Source organism: Nonomuraea sp. PA05 (assembly GCF_008086045.1).
GTDB classification, from domain to species: Bacteria; Actinomycetota; Actinomycetes; order Streptosporangiales; family Streptosporangiaceae; genus Nonomuraea; species Nonomuraea monospora.
The window spans coordinates 46753-64283 of record NZ_VSEY01000024.1 but is presented as its reverse complement, the minus strand read 5'-3'; the positions used below and the strand labels follow the sequence as shown (position 1 = coordinate 64283).

Sequence of the window (17531 nt, the reverse complement as noted above, 5' to 3'; positions counted from 1 at the left end):
GCCGTGTCAGGCTCGTCATCGGTCCTCCCGGCTCAGGTCGGCCGGCCGTGTCAGGCTCGTCATCGGTCCTCCCGGCTCAGGTCGGCCAGTCGTGTCAGGCTCGTCAGGACGTCGTCGGCGCCGAGCCCGAAGTCGACGAAGCAGGCCACCTCGTCGCAGCCCAGGTCGGCCAGGTCCGCCAGGCTCTTGCGGCACGTCTCAGGGGAGCCGATGAGGCTGCCCCAGGTCAGGTACCGCTGGAAGGCGAACGCGGTCAGCGCGCCGAGCTGCTCCTCATTCAGCGCGGCCACCCGCGTCCCCTTGTCGTCCGCGACGCCCCGCGCCATGCGCGTCCCCTGCCTGTCCGCGCCGCTCTGTTTGTTCGCGGCGGTCTGCGCCACGTACGACCTCAGGTACGCCATGAGCGGCCCACCGGCCTGCTCCCTGGCCAGCTCATCGGTGGCGGCCACCAACGTGTGGGCCATGAGCGTGACCGTGCCTTCGGGCGGGGCGCCGGGCTGGTCAGGGGCGGCGGCGTAGGCGTCGCGGTAGAGGCGGATCTTCGCGGCCAGCTCGTCGCGCGTCTGTCCGATGGTGGCGCCGAGGATGTTCGTCCGCATGCGTCCCGCCGCCTCCCACGTCCGGGGGCTGCCGGAGGTGGTCGTCCACAGCGGCAGGGTCGCGGAGTACGGCCTCGGCTGGGACGTCACCGCGACCCGCCCGCCGGTGCCGTCGGTGAACTCCACGGCCTCGCCCGCCCACAGCCGCCGGAGCAGCGCCAGGTCGCGGAACGCGCGTTCCCTGCGGTCCTCGTACGCGGCGGGGGCGAGCACGAAGTCCCTGGAATGCCAGCCGGTGGCCACCGACACGCCGATCCGGCCGCGCGACAGGTTGTCCACGACGGCCCAGTCCTCGGCGACCCGGAGTGGGTGGTGCAGGGGGAGCACCAGGCTGCCCGCGCGCAGGTGGATGCGCTCGGTGGCGGTGGCCAGGGCGGCGCTGAGCAGGGCCGGGTTCGGGAAGAGCTGGCCCACCTGCTGGAAGTGGCGTTCGGGGGTCCAGACGGCGGTGAAACCGAGCTGGTCGGCGGCTTGTGCGATGGCCAGGATGTCGGCATATTTCGCGGCGTGTCCGGCGCTGGCGTCGTCGGCGCCGAAGAACATCACGCTGAGGTCCATGGGCGTGCTCCTCACCGGGGGTGGGCGCGCGGGGTTCTGGGCAGGCGGGTGATGGCCGGCTGTGCGACGGGTTTTGGGGGCTCTGCGGGGTGTTCGGTGGCGAGCGTGGCGGCCAGCGTGGCGACGGTGGGGGAGGCGAAGAGGTGGGTGGCGGTGGCGGGGAGGCCCTGGGCGGACAGGCGGGCCGCGACCCGTACGGCGCTCAGCGAGTTGCCACCCAGCGCGAAGAAGCCGTCGTCCCGCCCCACCCGCGCCACGCCGAGCACGTCGGCCCAGACGGCGGCGATCCGCCGTTCGAGCTCGTCGTCGCAGGACGGCGCTCCGTCCGCGACCGGGACGGCCTCGTGTGGGGACGGCGCGGTGCCGGTCAGCGGCCGTGCCGCAGCCTCGGGCGGCGAGGCATCGCGCGCGATCAGGGAGACGGGCGTGCCGGGTGACGCCGTCATGCCTTCCAGCACCCGCACCAGCGCGTCGCCCAGCCACTCCACCACCCCCCGCTCGAAGGCGTCCACCCGGTACTCCAGCGTCACCACGACCCCGGCAGGAACCCCGCCGGGCAGGTAGTCGTCGGTCACGTCCACCAGCAGCTCGAACCGCGCGGCCCCGGTCCTGACCACCTCCACCCGCGACTCGACCCCCGGCAGCGCCAGCTCGGCCCGCAGGTTGTTCTGCAGCGCCAGCACCACGTCCACCAGCGGATGCCGCCCCGGGTGCCGGGCCGGGTTCAGCTCGTGCACGACCCGCTCGAACGGCACCTCCTGATGCGAGAACGCCTCCAGGTCGGCCTCCCGCACCCGCTCCACCAGCTCCCCGGCGGCCGGGTCGCCCGACAGGTCGGTACGGAGCACGAGCAGGTTGACGAAGAACCCCACGAGGTCGTCCACCGAGCCACCGGACACGAAGCCACCGGACACGAAGCCACCGGACACGAAGCCACCGGACACGAAGCCACCGGACACGGAGCCGCCGGGCGTGGCATTGCCGGACGCGGCGCCGCCGGGCGTGGAGCCGCCCGGCAGGAACGCGGCGGATCGCCCGGCGACGGGTGCTCCGATGGCCACGTCGGTGCCCGCGCCCGCCCGTTCCAGCACGACGGCGAGCGCCGCGTGCAGCACCATGAACAGCGTGGCCCCGCGCCGCCTCCCCAGCTCCACCAGCCGCGCGTGCAGCTCGGCGCCGATGTGCCGGATCACGGTGTCCGCGGTGGCGCCCGAGGGCGGGTGGGAGGAGCGGGGGAGCGCCAGGCGCTCCGGCATGCCCTTCAGGGCCTTGCGCCAGTACGTCAGCTCCGCGCCGGCGATCGCGCTCACCCGCTCCCGGTGGCGGGCGGCGTACTCGGTGTACTGGAGGGGGAGGGGTGGCCAGGCGGAGGGTGTGCCGTCGAGTCGTGCGCGGTAGGCCAGGGAGAGGTCGCGCATGAACGGGGGCAGCGACCAGCCGTCGGTGGCGATGTGGTGCATGACCAGGAGCAGCGCGTGCTCGTGCGGCGCCGTCGTGAACAGCACGGCGTGGATGGGCGGCTCCGCACTCAGGTCGAATCGGTGCCGCGCCGCTTCGGTGACCCGCTCGTCCAGCTCGGCGGCCGGGACGTCGACGGCCGTGAAGGCGGGCAGGCCGGTGGAGGTGATCTCGGTGAGGGGCAGCACTCGCTGGCCGGGCTCGCCGTCGTGCACGGTGAAGACCGTTCGCAGGGGCTCGTGCCGGGCCACCACGTCTTCGAGCGCGCCGCGCAGCGCGGGTACGTCCACGGGGCCGCGCAGGCGTACCAGCATGGGCATGTTGTAGGCCACGCCCGCGTCCACCTGGTCGAGGAACCACAGCCTGCGCTGCGCCGCCGACAGCGGCGCGCCGTCGCCCGCTGAGAGCGCAGTGGTCCCCACGGCCTGCGGCTCATCACCCCCCGGCGGTGGCGCGGCGGAGCGTGCGAGGTGATTGGCGACGCCCGCCACGGTCGGCGTCTCGAACAACGTCCTGACCCCCACCTCCACCCCCATCTCGACATGGATCCGGCTGATCAGCCGCGCCACCCGGAGCGAATCCCCGCCCAGAGCGAAGAAGTCGTCCCGCACCCCGACCCCGGCCACCCCCAGCACCTCCGCGAACAGCCCGCACAGCACCTCCTCCACCGGCGAACGCGGCTCACTCACCCCACCCCGCCCGAGCGTGGGCGTGGGCAGCGCGGCCCGGTCGAGCTTCCCCGTGCCGGTGAGCGGCAGGGACTCCAGCACCACGACCGCCGACGGCACCATGAACTCGGGCAGCACAGCGGCCACCTGCCCGCGCAACGCCTCAGGCTCGACGCCGCCCCCGGCCCGCGCCACCACGTACGCGACCAGCCGCCGCTCCCCGGCCGCGTCCTCCCTGGCCACCACGCACGCCTGCGCGACCCCGGGATGCCGCGCCAGCACGGCCTCGACCTCCGCGGGCTCGATCCTGAACCCGCGGACCTTCACCTGCTCATCGGCCCGCCCCACGAACTCCAGCACCCCGCCCGGACCCCGCCGCACCAGGTCCCCGGTCCGGTACATGCGTTCGCCCGGCGCGCCGAAGGGGTCGGCCACGAAGCGTTCGGCCGTGAGCCCCGGGCGGCCGGCGTAGTAGAGGGCCAGCCCGTCCCCTGCCGCGTACAGCTCCCCGGTCTCGCCGTCGGCGACGGGCCGGAGGCGGGCGTCCAGGACGTGCACGCGCTTGCCCCGCAGCGGCGTGCCGATGGGGACGGGCCCGTCCGCGCGGGTCACCGGGTGGGTGGTCAGGAAGATCATGCCTTCGACGGGGCCGTAGCCGTTGCGCAGCCGCAGCCCGGGATGCCGGTCGAGGGCGCGGCGGGCGTGCGCGGGCGACAGGGCCTCGCCGCCGACGATCAGGTGGCGGAGCCCGGTCAGCGCGTCCGGGTACTCGTCCACGATGACGTTGAAGAGGCCGGCCGACAGGTACATGGCGCTCACCCCGTGCTCGGCGGCCAGCCGCGCGAGCACGACCGGGTCGGGGCGCGGCCCGGGGTAGAGGACGCACGTTCCGCCGGACAGCAGCGGACCCCACAGCTCCAGGGCGAACGCGTCCCAGGAGGTCGGGGAGGTCTGGAGCCATACCGTGTCGAAGGGTGCGTACTGCTGCCCGGTGACCGTGGCGGTGATCGCCCGGTGCGGGGCGGCGACGCCCTTGGGGGCGCCGGTGGAGCCCGAGGTGAACATCACGCACGCGATCCCGTCGTGCTGCCGGGCCGCGACGCCAGGTGGGTGTTCCAGGCCGGTGGGAGAGAGGACGGCGGTGGCGCCGGTGCCGGTGACCATGACGCGCAGCCGTTCGGCGGGGAAGGCCGGGTCGAGCACCAGGTAGCCGGCGCCCGCCTTGAGGACCGCGAGCAGTGCGACCACCAGGTTCACGCCGCGTTCCATGCGGACCCCGACGAGCCGGCCGGTCACGTCGCCGAGCTCGGCCGCCCGCTCGCCGGCGCGCGCGTCCAGTTCGGCGTAGGTGAGGCGGTCGGCGCCGCAGATGAGCGCCGTCCTGCCGGGGGTGCGGGCCGCCTGGGCGGCGAAGGCCTCGTGTACGCGATCGGCGTCCCCGCTCACGGTCACGGTCACGCCCGGGTGAGGCTCGCCGGGCGCAGGTCCGTCCAATGGGTCTCGATGTGCTCCAGGCACACGGCCCGCGGTGCGGCCTCCAGCGCGACCCGCCAGCCCGCGGGCACGTCGAGGTCAGACGGCCAGAGCGAGTGCTGGTTCTCGTCGTTCACGAGCACCAGGTAGGCGCCGTTGTCGTCCTCGAAGGGGTTGGTCGTCATGTCAGCCTCCCGCGGGTTGTCTCTCGAGGTCGGGCGTGAGCACGTCGAGGTGGCGTACGGTGCGGCGGGCCAGCCCCCACAGGGCGGCGCCGGCGCCGAGCAGGCCGGCGAGCAGCAGCATGGTGGCCATGCCGCTGCCGGGCCCCGTCCCCACGAGGGGACGCAGCAGGCCGGGCAGGCCGGTGCCGGCCGCCGCCTGGGGCTCGAAGAGGTGGTCGGCGAGCGGCCCGGAGCAGGCCATCGCGACCGGTGAGGAGATCTGCGAGACGAACATGACGGCCCCGAACACCCGCCCCTGCCGCTCCTCCGGCACCTTGGTCTGGATGATCGACTGCATCGAGCCGTTCACGATCGGCATGATGAGCGCCCCGGCGAGGATGGCGGCGGTCCACGCGACCACGCCGTGCACCACGGACATGACGATCTGCGCGCTCACGCACATGCCGACGACGCCGAGCATCATGCCGCGCACCCGGTTCTTCGGGCCGCCCCAGGCCGCCAGGAGCAGCCCGCCCGCGATGCCGCCGGCGCCGATGCCCGCGTTGACACTGGCCAGGGCGGAGACGTCGCTGCCCGTCCTGGCCAGGATCATGGGCTGCACGACGGCGAACCCGAACACCATCACCAGGTTGACCGCGAAGAACACCAGGATCAGGCCGCGCAGGCTGGGCTGGGCGAACAGGTAGCGCAGGCCCTCCAGGGAGTCGGCGCCGAGCCGTTTGCGCGTGCCCGCCTCGCCCGGCCGGTCGCCCGGCATGCGCACCAGTCGTACGGTGACGAGCGCGAAGGCGAAGCTGACCAGGTCGATCCAGAGCACCGCGCCGAGCCCTCCGGTCACCACGAGCAGCCCCGCCAGCGCGGGCCCGCCCACGTCGGCCACGCTCTTGGCGGTGGCCAGCAGCCCGTTGGCCCGCTGCAACTGCTCCTTGCCGACCAGCAGCGGCACCGCCGACGACAGGGCGGGGAACTGGAAGGCGGCGCAGGCCCCGAGCAGCGCGACCGTCACGTACACCTGCCACAGGCGCAGGTCGCCGAGGAAGTACACGGCCGCCATCGCGGCCACGGCCACCAGCCCGCCCAGGTCGGCCAGTTGCAGCGCGGTGCGCTTGCGGCAGCGGTCCACGAGGGCGCCCGCCGTGGGGCTCAGCAACATCTGCGGGAGCAGCGCGCACAGCGAGAGCGCGACGACCTGCGTGGCCTGATGATCGACGGTCCACGCCTGAATGACGAGGGAAAAGCGGAGAACGGAATTACCGATCAGCGTGACGACCTGGCCGCACCACACCAAGCCGAATCTGCCCATTCCAGCGAACCGCTGGAAAAAGCCTGTTTTCTGGGACGCTGAAGGTTCGCCCATAGGTGCCCGAGGCCCTTCTGAGTAAAAGGAACCTGCGAGACGACGCCCCGTTTCTCACGGCCGCCTCACTTTTACCTTCACACACAGTTTCGAGCGCGAGCAATAAGCTATTTGTGGTGCGGCAATTACCAGCCGTCAACGGGTGAGGTCAACCAGCCGCAGCGCCTCGGAAGCCACCGCGTGCCGGAGGTCCCTGATGCCGTCGCGGCCCCGTACGGGATGCACGGCGTTCGTCAGCAGCACCACGGTGAGGCGATGGGCGGGATCGATCACCAGGGACGTGCCGGTGAAACCCGAGTGGCCGTACGCGCCGTCCAGCGGCCCGACGAGGCCGGGGTCGCCGATGCGCACGCCCAGCCCGTGCCGGAAGGGCGCGCCCCGCGCCCCCTGGTCGCGGGTCATCTCGGCCACGCCGGCCGGGCTCAGCACGGGCCCGCCGCCGCGCCGCAGCGTCTCGCCGAACGTCAGGAGGTCCGCGGCGGTGGCGAACACCCCGGCGTGCCCGGCGACGCCGCCCAGCGCGTACGCGGTCTCGTCGTGCACCTCGCCCCGCACACAGCCCTGCTCGGCGCCGGGCCGTTCGGCCTTCCACTCGGTCGCCGCGACACGATCCACGACGGCAGCCCTCCGCCCGGAGGCTGCCGCGCGGTTCGCGGCGGGACGGTAGCACGTGTCCGCGAGCCCGAGCACCTCGGTGATCCTGGTGCGGACCAGTTCGTCCAGCGGCGCGCCGCCCGCCAGTTCGGCCAGCCGGCCCGCCATCACCATGCCGACGTCGCTGTACAGGTACGGCCCGCCGACCGGGTGGGTGATCGGCGTGCGCACCATGGCCGCCATCCGGGTCGCGGCGTCCGCGTCGGGCAGCTCCCGGTCGATCCGGCGGGTCGGGGGCAGGCCCGCCGTGTGGGTGAGCAGGCGGCGCGGCGTGATGCGCGGATCGGTCCCGCCGATCCAGCGGGCGACCGGCTCGTCGAGGCCCAGCCGCCCCTCCTCGGCCAGCGACAGCAGCACCACCGTGGTGAAGAGCTTGCTGATCGAGGCCAGGTCGAAGATCGAGCCGGCGTTCGCGGGCGGGCGTTCCGGCGCGAGGCTCCCGCGGGCGTCGGCGTAGCGGACGAGCTCCCCGGCGGCGGCCGTGGCCACCACGGCCCCGTCCACGGCGATCGTCGCGACCGCGGCGGCGCACACCCGCGGCACCGCGCCCGCCAGGATCGCCTCCAGCGGGCCGCTCATCTCCCCCGGCGGGCCGCTCATCGCCTCCGGCGGGCCGCTCATCGCCCCGCCGGCCGCGACGGCCTCCAGCCCGGTCCCCTCGCCGATGGTCTCCAGCCCGTCCCCCTCACCCCGTCGCCCCATCCCGTCGCTCGAACCCGTACCCCGGGCGGTCAGCCGCTGAGCGCGTCGCTGAGGCGTTCGCCGTGCGACTCCAGCAGCGCCCTGGCGCCGTCGGCGTCGAGCCCGTGCTGGATCATCAGCACCGCGACCTTCGCCTGGCCCCCGGCCGCGTCCAGCGCCGCGCCCGCCGTCTCGCGGTCGGCCCCGGTGATGTCGGCGACGATGCGCATGGCCCGCCCGGCGAGCTTGCTGTTCATGGCCGACATCTCGATCATCTTGTTCCCGTACGTGCGGCCCAGCTTGACCATCGAGATGGTGGAGATCATGTTCAGCACGAGCTTCTGCGCCGTGCCGGCCTTCAGCCGGGTGGAGCCGGTCACCAGCTCGGGCCCCACGACCACCTCGATGGCGTGCTCGGCCGCGGCCGACAGCGGCGCGTCGTCATTGCACGACAGGCCGACGGTGAGCGCGCCGCGGGCCGTGGCCTCCGCCAGCGCGCCCAGCACGAAAGGGGCCCGCCCGCTGGCGGACACGCCCACCACCGAGTCGAGCGGTCCCACCTCCAGGTCCTTCAGCGCGGCGGCGCCCGCCTCCGCGTCGTCCTCCGCCCCCTCGACGGATCGGGTGAGCGCGTCGAGCCCGCCCGCGATCACGCCTTGCACCAGCGACGGGTCGGTGCCGAAGGTGGGCGGGCACTCGCTGGCGTCGAGCACGGCCAGCCGCCCCGACGTGCCGGCGCCGACGTAGAACAGCCGCCCTCCGGCGGCCATCCGTTCGGCGATCGCGTCGATGGCGGCCGAGATCGCCGGGATGGCCACCGCCACGGCGGCGGGCACGGCGGCGTCGGCCTGGTTCATCAGGCGGGCGATCCGGTCGGTCGGCAGCCGGTCGATCTGGCTGTAGCGGGGATCGCTCTGCTCGGTGGACGGCTCGGGCAGCGGATCAATCATGTTGCTAATTTCCACCCTCTACTTCTCTCTTGTAAATATCTTTCAGACAATGGGTTCCATGCCACATGTGAGAACCGGAGCAGAACGGCTGGCCAGGGACCCCGCCCTCGCGGGAGGCACCCGCCTCGGCCTGGTCACCAACTCCACCGGAGTCCTGCCCGACCTGACCCCCACAGCCGACGCCCTGCTGGCCGCGGGGGTGAGACTGACCGCGCTGTTCGGCCCCGAGCACGGCATGCGCGGCACCGCGCAGGCGGCCGGGTCCGAGGGCGACGCGGTGGACGAGCGGACGGGGCTGCCGGTGCACGACACCTACCAGCTCTCCGGGCAGAGGCTGGACCGCGTGGTGGCGTCCGCCGGCGTGGACACGCTGGTCTTCGACATCGCCGACGCGGGCGCCCGCTTCTACACCTACGTCTGGACCATGTACGACCTGATGGAGTCGGCCGCCCGGCTCGGCCTGCGCTTCGTGGTACTGGACCGGCCGAACCCGCTGGGCGGGACCGTCGAGGAGGGGCCGCCGCTCGACCCGGCGTTCGCCAGCTTCGTGGGCCGCTTCCCGCTGCCGATCAGGCACGGCAGGACGGTGGGGGAGCTGGCCGGGCTGTTCGGGCTCGGCGTGGACCTGACGGTCGTCACGATGGACGGCTGGCGGCGGGACATGACGTACGCCGAGACAGGGCTGCCCTGGGTGATGCCCTCGGTCAACATGCCGACCCCGGACACCGCGCTGGTCTATCCGGGCACCGGCCTCGTCGAGGGCACGAACTTCTCCGAGGGGCGCGGCACGACCAGGCCGTTCGAGCTGATCGGGGCGCCGTACGCCGACGCGCGGCTCGCCCCGGCGCTGAACGGTCTCGGCCTGCCCGGGGTGCGGTTCAGGGAGGCGTGGTTCACGCCGACGTTCCACAAGCACGCCGGCGTGCCCGTGCGCGGGGTGCAGCTCCACGTGTACGACCGCGACACGTTCAGGCCGGTGCTGACGGGCCTGTCGCTCCTGCACGTGGCCCGCACCCTCTACCCGGACGACCTGCGATGGGCAGGCCCTGACCTGTTCCTGCACCACCTGTGGGGGTCCGACACCCTGATCAGGTGCCTGGACGAGGGGGCCGACCCGCGCGAGCTGTGCCCGCCGCCCCGCCGTCCCGAGGGGCCGCTGCTCTACCGCTGAGGCCGTCCCGAGGGGCCGCTGCTTCGCCGCTGAGGCCGTCCCGGGGGATCGCTGCTCTACCGCCGAGGCCATCACGCCAGATCGCGCCGGTAGAGCCAGAAGACGCGCTCCGCTCGCGCGCCCACGGCGCGCGAGTAGAACCGCAACGGCCCCACCCATCCGATCTGGGCGCTGTCCTGCCCGGCGGCCCGCTGCTCGGCCAGGCACCTGCGCAGCAGCACCCGGCCCAGCCCGAGCCCGCGCGCGCCGGGAGCGGTGCCCATCGGCCCGAACCAGGCGGGCCGCGAGCCCCAGGCGGCGAAGCCGAGGATCTCGCCGTCGCGCTCCGCGTAGTGCAGCCCGGCCCCGGTGGAGGCCTCCCAGGCCCACCGCTCGTTCCAGTGCTCCTCGACGAACGCGGCCACCCGCTCGCGGTCCCCGACGGCGGCCCGCACGGTGACGCCCGCCTTCTCCAGCCGCGCCACCTCGTCCTCGGTGGACAGGTCCACGCCCAGGTCGGCCGTCATGTTCCAGGCCACGTGGTAGCGCTCGTAGCCGAGGCTCTCGGCCAGGCACGCGGCGGCGGTGTAGCGCACGTCGATGCCGGGCCAGGCGTAGCAGGGCGGGTTCCCGGCGAAGCGGGCCTGGCGCGCCCCCTGCTCGCGCAGCCACTCCTCGGCCGCGCGCACCAGCGTCCTGCCGCGCCCCTCACCCCTGGCGTCCGGGTGCACGGCGAGCAGGTCGAGGTGCCCGACGCCAGGGTCCTGCTCCGACATGGAGGCCATCACCACGCCGCCGTCCACGGCCAGCGCCGTCCACCGCCGACCGGCGGGCGGGCGCGACAGGTGCCCGACCAGGGCGGCGCCCTCCCCGGCGTCGAGCGTCAGCGCGGCCTCGGCGATCCCGGCCGCTCCGGCGAGATCCGCCGCCTGGACGGAGGACATCAGACCTCGCTCATCGGGCGGGCGATCACGCTGCGCCGCGCGGGGTGGAAGCACGCGTGCTCCTGCGGGACGCCGTCGGTGATCTGCAGCAGCGGACGCTCGTCCGCGCACCGCTCGCCCCGGAACGGGCAGCGGCGGGCGAACAGGCAGCCCTCGTCCGCCTGGCTCTCGTCCAGCGACTCCAGCGGCACCACGGGCTGCTCGCCCGGCTGCTCCAGGCCGTGCAGCACCGGGATGGCGGACAGCAGCGACTGCGTGTACGGGTGCACGGGATCGGCGATGATCGTGTCCACCGGGCCGCGCTCGACGACCTGGCCCCGGTAGATCACGTACAGCTCGCCGTCGCCGCCGATGTAGCGGGCCGTGGCCACGTCGTGCGTGATGAACAGCACGCTGACGCCCAGCCGCTCGCGCAGGTCCTTCAGCAGCGCCAGGATGCCCAGCCGGAGCGAGACGTCGATCATCGAGACGGCCTCGTCGGCGACGAGCATCTCCGGGTCGACGGTCAGCGCGCGGGCGATGACCACGCGCTGCCGCATGCCGCCGGAGAGCTGGTGCGGGTAGCGCGACAGCACCGTGCCCGGGTCCAGGCCCACCAGCGACAGCACCTCGGCCGCCCGCTCGTCGATCCACGACCGCGACCGCCCCGTCTGCCTGGCGCGCAGGGTCAGCGGCGCGTGCAGCGTCTGGTGGATGGTCCTGGTCGGGTTCAGCGCCGAGTACGGGTCCTGGTGGATGAGCTGGATCTTGCGGAAGTGCGGCTGGCGCTGCTTGGGCTTCAGCTCCGACAGGGAGACGCCGTCGATGGCGATCTCCCCCTCGTCGTACGACTCCAGCCCCGCGATGATCCGCCCCAGCGTCGTCTTCCCGCATCCGGACTCGCCGATGAACGAGGCCGCGCCGCCCTTGGGGATGGCGAAGTCCACGCCCCGCAGCGCCCGCACCTCGCGGGCCCCGAGCAGCTTGCCCCGCTGCTTGAAGGTCTTGACGACCCCGGTTCCGGTGATCATGCGTGCTCCTTCACGGTCACGGCGTGGCAGGCCACGGTCCTGGGCCCGTCGGCGACGGCCTCGGGGTCCACGGTGTCGCACACGTCCATGCGCAGCGGGCAGCGCTCCCTGAACACGCAGCCCTGCTTCGGCACGGTCGCCAGCGTCGGCGGCCGGCCGGGCAGCGCCCGCGCCTCGTCGATGTCGCCGACGAGGCGGGGGATGGCCCTGATCAGCCCCCGCGTGTACGGGTGCCGGGGCGCGCCGAGCACCTGCCTGGTGGGGCCCTGCTCGACCAGTCGGCCGCCGTACATGACGGCCAGCCGGTCGGCCACCTCGGCCACCACGCCGATGTCGTGCGTGATGACCAGCGTCGTCAGGCCGCGCTCCGCGTGCACCTCGCGGACGATCTTCAAGATGTTCGCCTGGGTGATCATGTCGAGCGCGGTCGTCGGCTCGTCCAGCACCACCAGGTGCGCGTTGAGCACCAGGGCCAGCATGATGCCGACGCGCTGGCGCATGCCGCCGGACAGCTCGTGCTGGTGCGAGTCCAGCACCCGGGCGCCGTCCAGGCCCATCCTGCCCAGCAGCTCCCTGGCCTCGCGCACCAGGCCGCGCAGGTCGTCCACGCCGTGCGAGCGGCCCAGGTCCAGCAACTGCTTGCCGACCGTCTTGAGCGGGTTCAGGGAGTTCTGGGCGGCCTGGAAGACGTACCCGATGTGCGCGCCCCTGGCCTTGCGCAGCTCCTCGCCCCGCAGCCCGGCCACGTCACCGAGCCCGTCGATCTCCACGCTGCCCGCCGCGATCCTGCCGGGCGGCTGGACGGCGTTGAGCAGCGACAGCGCCAGCGTGGACTTGCCGGAGCCGGACTCGCCGACGATGCCGGTGATCGTCCCGGGCTCCAGCGTCAGGCTGACGTCGCGGACGGCGGGCAGCTCGCCCGCGGGGGTCTTGTAGACGACCGTCAGGCCGCCGATGCGCACTCCCGGCGCTTGCTTGACCACGTGCACTACTCCTCGCGCAGCCGGGGGTTGAAGATCTCGTCCATCGCGTCCACCACGAGCACGATGGCCAGCGTCAGCAGCAGGATCGCCAGCAGCGGCCCCAGCAGGAACCCCAGCGCGCTGGGGACGGTCAGGGCGGCCGAGCGGAACACGGCCGTGTTCAGCATCTGGCCCCAGTTGTTCGACTCGTACGGCAGCACGCCCAGGAAGAAGAGGCCCACCTGCGCGTACACGCCGGCGGTGATCGCGATGAGCGTGTTCATCGCGATGTACGGCGCCATGCTCGGCAGCAGCTCCTTGCCCACGATGTGCGTGGTGGACAGCCCCAGCCCGCGCGCCGCCTCGATGAAGCCCCGCTCGCGCAGGGACAACGTCTGCGACCGTACGGCCCTGGCCACGCTGCCCCAGCTCAGCAGCCCCAGGACCAGGCCCATCTGCACGGCGCTGCTGAACTGCCAGACCGTGGACAGCACCAGCAGCAGCGGCAGGCCGGGGATGGTCAGCTTCATGTCGGTGAGCCGCATGAGCACGCTGTCCCAGCGGCCTCGCTTGAAGCCGGAGAACAATCCGATGCCGGTGCCCACCACGACCGTGATGACGGCCGTCACGAGGGCGGCCAGCAGCACGTACCGGGAGCCGGTGATCACCAGCGCGATCACGTCGCGGCCCTGGTCGTCGGTGCCCAGCCAGTGCTCCCAGCTCGGGGGCCTGGTGAGCTGACTCGGATCTCGGGGGAGCGGATCGGGGTAGAACATCGGCCCGAACACGCCCATGAACGCGAAGCCCGCCATGAGCACCGCGCCCACCAGGCGGCTGGGCTTGCGCTTCATCACCCGCCACACGCCCGCCCAGAAGTTGCGGCGCATGGCGGCGCTCGTCGAGGAGCTCTCCAGGAGCACGCTCATGCCGACACCTCCTCCCCGCTGCGGACCCGCGGGTCGATCACGCTGTAGAACAGGTCGGCGACGATGTTCGCGACGATGATGGCCACCGTGATGATCAGGAACGCGCCGCCCATCAGCGCGTAGTCGCGCATGGTGATGCTCTCGATGAGCAGCAGCCCGAGCCCGGGATAGTTGAAGATGCGCTCGATGAACACGGCGCCGCCCAGCAGCAGGCCGAGCGAGAGCGCCAGGATCGTGAACAGCGGCAGGATCGCGTTGCGCGCGATGTACCTGAAGATGATCGAGCGCTTCATCCCGCGCAGCTCGGCCGCCAGGATGAAGTCGTCGCCGAGCACCGTGACGACGCTCGACTTCATCGCCAGGATCCACCCGCCGTACGCGGCCAGCGCGTACGTCGCCACCGGCAGCACCGCGTGGTCGAACAGCGAGGCGAGGTAACCGGCGTTGAACCCCGGCTCGTACAGGATGGACACCGGGCCGCCGTCGGGCAGGATCGGGATCAGCGTCGCGAAGATGGCGCTGAGCAGCAGCCCGAGGACGTACTGCGGCACGCCGTGCAGCAGCGACCCGGAGATCGCCAGCACGTCGCCGAGCTTGCCGGTGCGCTTGACGGCCGCGTAGACGCCCAGGATGATGCCGACCAGGAAGCTCAGCAGCGTCCCCGCCAGCACCGGTAGAACGGTCCACTTGGCCGCCTCGGCCAGCACGCCCGTGACCGGCGCGCCGGCGTGGGTGACCGACTGGCCCAGGTCGAAGGTGAGCAGGCCGGTCATGTAGTCGAGGTACTGGTCCCAGAGCGAGCCCTTGGGCTGGAAGCCGTACAGCACGCGGGTGGCCTGCTCGGCCGCCTCGGGCGACATGCCTTGCTCGATGAGCTTCTGCACGTTCGCCGCCACGGGGTCGCCGGGGATGCTCCTGACGATGAAGAAAGTGATCGTGGCGACGACGAGGATCATGACGACCCCGCGGGCCAGGTGGCCCGCGAGTCGCCGTGCGATGATCGTCATACGTTCTTTCTCACTGCTTGGCCTTGATCATGCCGAGCTGGATCCAGACTCCGGCCGTCAGGCGCAGCAGGTCGCTGTCCTGCTCGGGCCAGCCGGTGAAGCGGGCGGTGTTGGTGAACTGGGTGTTCACGTAGTCCCAGAGCTGGATGGCGGGCAGATCCTGGTTCGCGGTCTTGGCGAGCTGCGTCATGATCGGCTTGGCGTCCTCGGCGGACGCGGCGTTCAGCTTGGCGGTCAGCTCACCGGGGTTGACCTTGCCGACGCCCTCCACGTCGATCTCCTCGGCGCCGCCCATCCAGTTGCCGCTCTTGCCGGGGGCGCTGTGCTTGACCTTGCCGGCGACGTTGGACCAGCCGTTGGAGACGCCGTAGAGGCGCTGGTAGATGTCGTACGGCGCGGGGCCGAGCGCCATCAGCCAGAAGCCGACGTCGTACTTGCCGGCGGCGATCTCCTCCAGGTAGACGGGGTAGTCGGCGACGGTGACGACCTCAGCGTCCACGCCGGCCTCGACGAGCTGGCTCTTGATGTTCTCCTGCGCGGAGATCCAGTCGGAGAAGCCGGACGGCGCGTTCATCGTGACCTTCCACGGCGAGCCGTCGGCCAGCGTCCACTTGCCGTCCTTCTTCTGCAGGCCGGCCTCCTTGAACTCCGCCTCGGCCTTGGCCGCGTCGTGCTTGTACGGCTCCAGGTTGTTCAGCTCGGCGCCGATCCACTCCTGCGCGGGCTTCTGGTGGATGCCGGAGGTCGTCACGGCAGGCGTGCCGCCCTCGGGCGAGGCGACCTTGGTGACCTGGTCGCGGTCGATGAGGTAGGCCAGGCCGCGGCGCACGTGCACGTTGTCGTACGGCTTCTTGGACTGGTTGAACGCCATGCCGACGGCGACGGGCGAGAAGCCCTTGATGGTGTTGGAGCCGGGCGCCTGCTTGATCCGGTTCATCACGTCGGCCGGGGCCGCCACGAAGCCGGAGTGGTCGAGCTTGCCGGCGCTCAGGTAGTTCCAGATCTGCTCGTTGCCGCTGTAGTTGAGGAACTTGACCTGGTCGGGCGCCACGTTCGCGGCGTTGTAGAAGTTCTTGTTCTTCAGCAGCAGCGCCTCGCCGGGGTTGACGCGCTCCAGCACGAACGGGCCGGCGGAGACATCCTTGGGCGGCGCGAAAGCGAGCACCTTCTGGCCGAGGGCGAGAACCTCCTCGCGGGCCTTCTCGGCGTCGGCGCCCTCGCCCCTGGAGGTCTTGAGCGTGTCCCAGAAGTTCGCCGGGAGGATGCTGCCCCAGACGTGGGCCGGCACGACCCAGGTGTCCATGACGCCCCGGGCGAACTTCATGCTCGGGTTCGACATGTCCTGGGTGACCTTGACCGTCTTGTCGTCCACGACGGTGACCTCGGCCGCCGCGCCCGCCGCTCCCGGCGTGATCGCGAAGGCGGTGCTGCCGGTGGTGTAGGCCAGGCCGATGGAGGTGCGCACGTCCTCGGCGACGACGGGCTTGCCGTCGGACCACTTGCCGTTCGGCTGCAGGTGGATGGTGATCGAGGAGTTGTCGGGCGCGATCTCCCAGCTGGCCGCGATACCCGGGTAGAACTGGTTGGGATCGGTCAGGTGGTTCTTGACCCAGCCCAGCTTCATCGCGTTGTAGCCCAGGAAGGAGTTGCCCTTCGGGGCCCAGGGGTTGGCGGGGCCCGATGCGTCGAGGCCCGGCCTGGTCACGTCGATCGTGGTGAAGAGCCCGCCGCCGCCACCGCCGCCCGAGCCGGGTGTGTTGGTCGTACCACCGCCGCTGCACGCCGCAGTCGCGGAGGCAAGGCCCAGCAACGCCACTACCGCTGCCAGTCGCTTCATTTGCCGCTCCGGGGGATGTCTCTAGGGATTGACCGGACATTACGATCGCGTTTGATCAGCGTCAATAATCTCCAGAGGTTGTGAGGCTAATGTAACTTTCCTTCATGAGTGTATGGACTGGTGCTTATCTCCATCAAGTGCCAGTTCAGCCCATGATCAGGACGGCTGCGCCGTTCACCCGATCGGCCGCCAGATCGCTCAGCGCCCGGTCCGCCTCCGCGAAGGGATACGGCGCCGTCGTCACGCGCGGCGGATGCGCCAAGGCCAGCTCCAGGTAGGCCCGCCCGTCGGCCCTGGTGTTGGCGGTCACGCTGCGCAGCGTGCGCTCCTGGAACAGGTGCCGCTCGTAGTTCAGCGCCGGGATGTCCGTGAGGTGGATGCCCGCCACGGCGAGCGTCCCGCCCCTGTCGAGGGCCTCCAGCGCCGGCGGCACCAGGTCGCCCACCGGCGCGAACAGGATGGCCGCGTCCAGCGGCTCCGGCGGCCGGTCCCCGGCGGACGCGGCGCCCAGCTCCATGGCCAGCTCCCGCGACGCCGCCGACCTGCTGACCGCGTGCACCACGGCGCCCTGGGCGATCGCCGCCTGCGCCGTCAGGTGCGCCGACGCCCCGAAGCCGTAGATGCCCAGCCTGCCGCCCGGCGGCAGGTCGCACCTGGCCAGCGCCCGGTAGCCGATGATCCCGGCGCACAGCAGCGGCGCCAGCTCCCCGGCCGGGCGGTCGCCGGGCAGGGGATAGACGTAGTCCGCGGGTGCGACGACGTACTCGGCGTACCCGCCGTCCGCGTCCCACCCCGTGTAGGTCGACCGGGGGCACAGGTTCTCCATACCCCGCAGGCAGTACCGGCACGTGCCGCAGGTGGAGCGCAGCCACGCCACGCCCACCCGCTCGCCGGTCGCGACCACCCTGCCGACCACCTGGTGGCCGGGCGCGGTGCGGGGGCGGCGCGGCTCCAGGTCGCCCTCCGCCAGGTGCAGGTCCGTACGGCACACGCCGCACGCCTCCACCTTCACCAGCACCTCGCCGGGCCCCGGCTCCGGCACCTCACGCTCGACGAGCTCCAGAGGCCCCGACGCCATCGGCCCCGGCCGCCCGACCACCCAGGCGCGCACG

At 72.4% G+C, this 17531-nt stretch carries 14 protein-coding genes; 1 reads left to right on the top strand and 13 read right to left on the bottom strand.

The features are described from left to right. Window positions 1-59 precede the first annotated feature (59 nt). The 6 genes from FXF51_RS33745 to murQ form a co-directional block, all read right to left on the bottom strand. A complete protein-coding gene (locus FXF51_RS33745) occupies window positions 60-1157 on the bottom strand; it encodes a MupA/Atu3671 family FMN-dependent luciferase-like monooxygenase (protein WP_148438753.1) in 1098 nt (365 codons plus the stop codon). Between the two features lie 11 nt (window positions 1158-1168). Next, window positions 1169-4741, bottom strand: coding sequence for a condensation domain-containing protein (locus tag FXF51_RS33740; protein WP_187414709.1), 3573 nt, complete (start codon window positions 4739-4741; stop codon window positions 1169-1171). Next, complete coding sequence (locus FXF51_RS33735; protein WP_148438751.1) at window positions 4738-4941, bottom strand: MbtH family protein; 204 nt, start codon at window positions 4939-4941, stop codon at window positions 4738-4740. Before FXF51_RS33735 ends, FXF51_RS33740 begins: the two co-directional genes overlap by 4 nt. Before the next feature lies 1 nt (window position 4942). Continuing rightward, window positions 4943-6244 (bottom strand): MFS transporter, encoded by a 1302-nt coding sequence (locus FXF51_RS33730; protein ID WP_187414708.1) that lies wholly within the window; start codon window positions 6242-6244, stop codon window positions 4943-4945. A 189-nt stretch (window positions 6245-6433) separates the two neighbouring features. After that, window positions 6434-7654: a serine hydrolase domain-containing protein gene (locus FXF51_RS33725; RefSeq protein WP_262380018.1), complete on the bottom strand. Its 1221-nt coding sequence runs from the start codon at window positions 7652-7654 to the stop codon at window positions 6434-6436. Between the two features lie 29 nt (window positions 7655-7683). Then, window positions 7684-8583, bottom strand: coding sequence for an N-acetylmuramic acid 6-phosphate etherase (gene murQ / locus FXF51_RS33720; RefSeq protein WP_148438749.1), 900 nt, complete (start codon window positions 8581-8583; stop codon window positions 7684-7686). Window positions 8584-8641: 58 nt separating this feature from the next. Between murQ and FXF51_RS33715 the strand changes: the two genes are divergently transcribed. Continuing rightward, window positions 8642-9754: an exo-beta-N-acetylmuramidase NamZ domain-containing protein gene (locus FXF51_RS33715; protein ID WP_148438748.1), complete on the top strand. Its 1113-nt coding sequence runs from the start codon at window positions 8642-8644 to the stop codon at window positions 9752-9754. 71 nt (window positions 9755-9825) lie between these two features. Here FXF51_RS33715 and FXF51_RS33710 read toward each other — a convergent pair whose 3' ends face one another. From FXF51_RS33710 to FXF51_RS33680, 7 genes are all read right to left on the bottom strand, one after another. Next, entirely contained in the window at window positions 9826-10677 is an 852-nt protein-coding gene (locus tag FXF51_RS33710) for a GNAT family N-acetyltransferase (RefSeq protein WP_148438747.1), read from the bottom strand. Beyond that, window positions 10677-11687: an ABC transporter ATP-binding protein gene (locus tag FXF51_RS33705; protein WP_148438746.1), complete on the bottom strand. Its 1011-nt coding sequence runs from the start codon at window positions 11685-11687 to the stop codon at window positions 10677-10679. The genes FXF51_RS33710 and FXF51_RS33705 overlap by 1 nt, the downstream gene beginning before the upstream one ends. Beyond that, window positions 11684-12670 (bottom strand): ABC transporter ATP-binding protein, encoded by a 987-nt coding sequence (locus FXF51_RS33700; RefSeq protein WP_262380017.1) that lies wholly within the window; start codon window positions 12668-12670, stop codon window positions 11684-11686. Before FXF51_RS33700 ends, FXF51_RS33705 begins: the two co-directional genes overlap by 4 nt. 5 nt (window positions 12671-12675) lie before the next feature. Next, window positions 12676-13575, bottom strand: coding sequence for an ABC transporter permease (locus FXF51_RS33695; RefSeq protein ID WP_148438745.1), 900 nt, complete (start codon window positions 13573-13575; stop codon window positions 12676-12678). Further along, window positions 13572-14582 (bottom strand): ABC transporter permease, encoded by a 1011-nt coding sequence (locus tag FXF51_RS33690; RefSeq protein WP_148438744.1) that lies wholly within the window; start codon window positions 14580-14582, stop codon window positions 13572-13574. Before FXF51_RS33690 ends, FXF51_RS33695 begins: the two co-directional genes overlap by 4 nt. Window positions 14583-14592: 10 nt before the next feature. Then, window positions 14593-16419 carry an ABC transporter substrate-binding protein gene (locus FXF51_RS33685; RefSeq protein WP_148438743.1) on the bottom strand — a complete coding sequence of 609 codons (1827 nt, stop codon included), beginning with the start codon at window positions 16417-16419 and terminating at the stop codon, window positions 14593-14595. Window positions 16420-16564: 145 nt separating this feature from the next. Further along, a complete protein-coding gene (locus FXF51_RS33680) occupies window positions 16565-17530 on the bottom strand; it encodes a zinc-dependent alcohol dehydrogenase family protein (protein WP_262380016.1) in 966 nt (321 codons plus the stop codon). Window position 17531 lies beyond the last annotated feature (1 nt).

Coding starts and splice junctions, on each gene's coding strand:
- FXF51_RS33715 (WP_148438748.1), top strand. CDS start 8,642: ATGCCACATGTGAGAACCGGAGCAGAACGGCTGGCCAGGGACCCCGCC.
- FXF51_RS33745 (WP_148438753.1), bottom strand. CDS start 1,157: ATGGACCTCAGCGTGATGTTCTTCGGCGCCGACGACGCCAGCGCCGGA.
- FXF51_RS33730 (WP_187414708.1), bottom strand. CDS start 6,244: ATGGGCAGATTCGGCTTGGTGTGGTGCGGCCAGGTCGTCACGCTGATC.
- FXF51_RS33705 (WP_148438746.1), bottom strand. CDS start 11,687: ATGATCACCGGAACCGGGGTCGTCAAGACCTTCAAGCAGCGGGGCAAG.
- FXF51_RS33695 (WP_148438745.1), bottom strand. CDS start 13,575: ATGAGCGTGCTCCTGGAGAGCTCCTCGACGAGCGCCGCCATGCGCCGC.
- FXF51_RS33685 (WP_148438743.1), bottom strand. CDS start 16,419: ATGAAGCGACTGGCAGCGGTAGTGGCGTTGCTGGGCCTTGCCTCCGCG.
- FXF51_RS33710 (WP_148438747.1), bottom strand. CDS start 10,677: ATGTCCTCCGTCCAGGCGGCGGATCTCGCCGGAGCGGCCGGGATCGCC.
- FXF51_RS33690 (WP_148438744.1), bottom strand. CDS start 14,582: ATGACGATCATCGCACGGCGACTCGCGGGCCACCTGGCCCGCGGGGTC.
- FXF51_RS33725 (WP_262380018.1), bottom strand. CDS start 7,654: ATGGGGCGACGGGGTGAGGGGGACGGGCTGGAGACCATCGGCGAGGGG.
- murQ (WP_148438749.1), bottom strand. CDS start 8,583: ATGATTGATCCGCTGCCCGAGCCGTCCACCGAGCAGAGCGATCCCCGC.
- FXF51_RS33735 (WP_148438751.1), bottom strand. CDS start 4,941: ATGACGACCAACCCCTTCGAGGACGACAACGGCGCCTACCTGGTGCTC.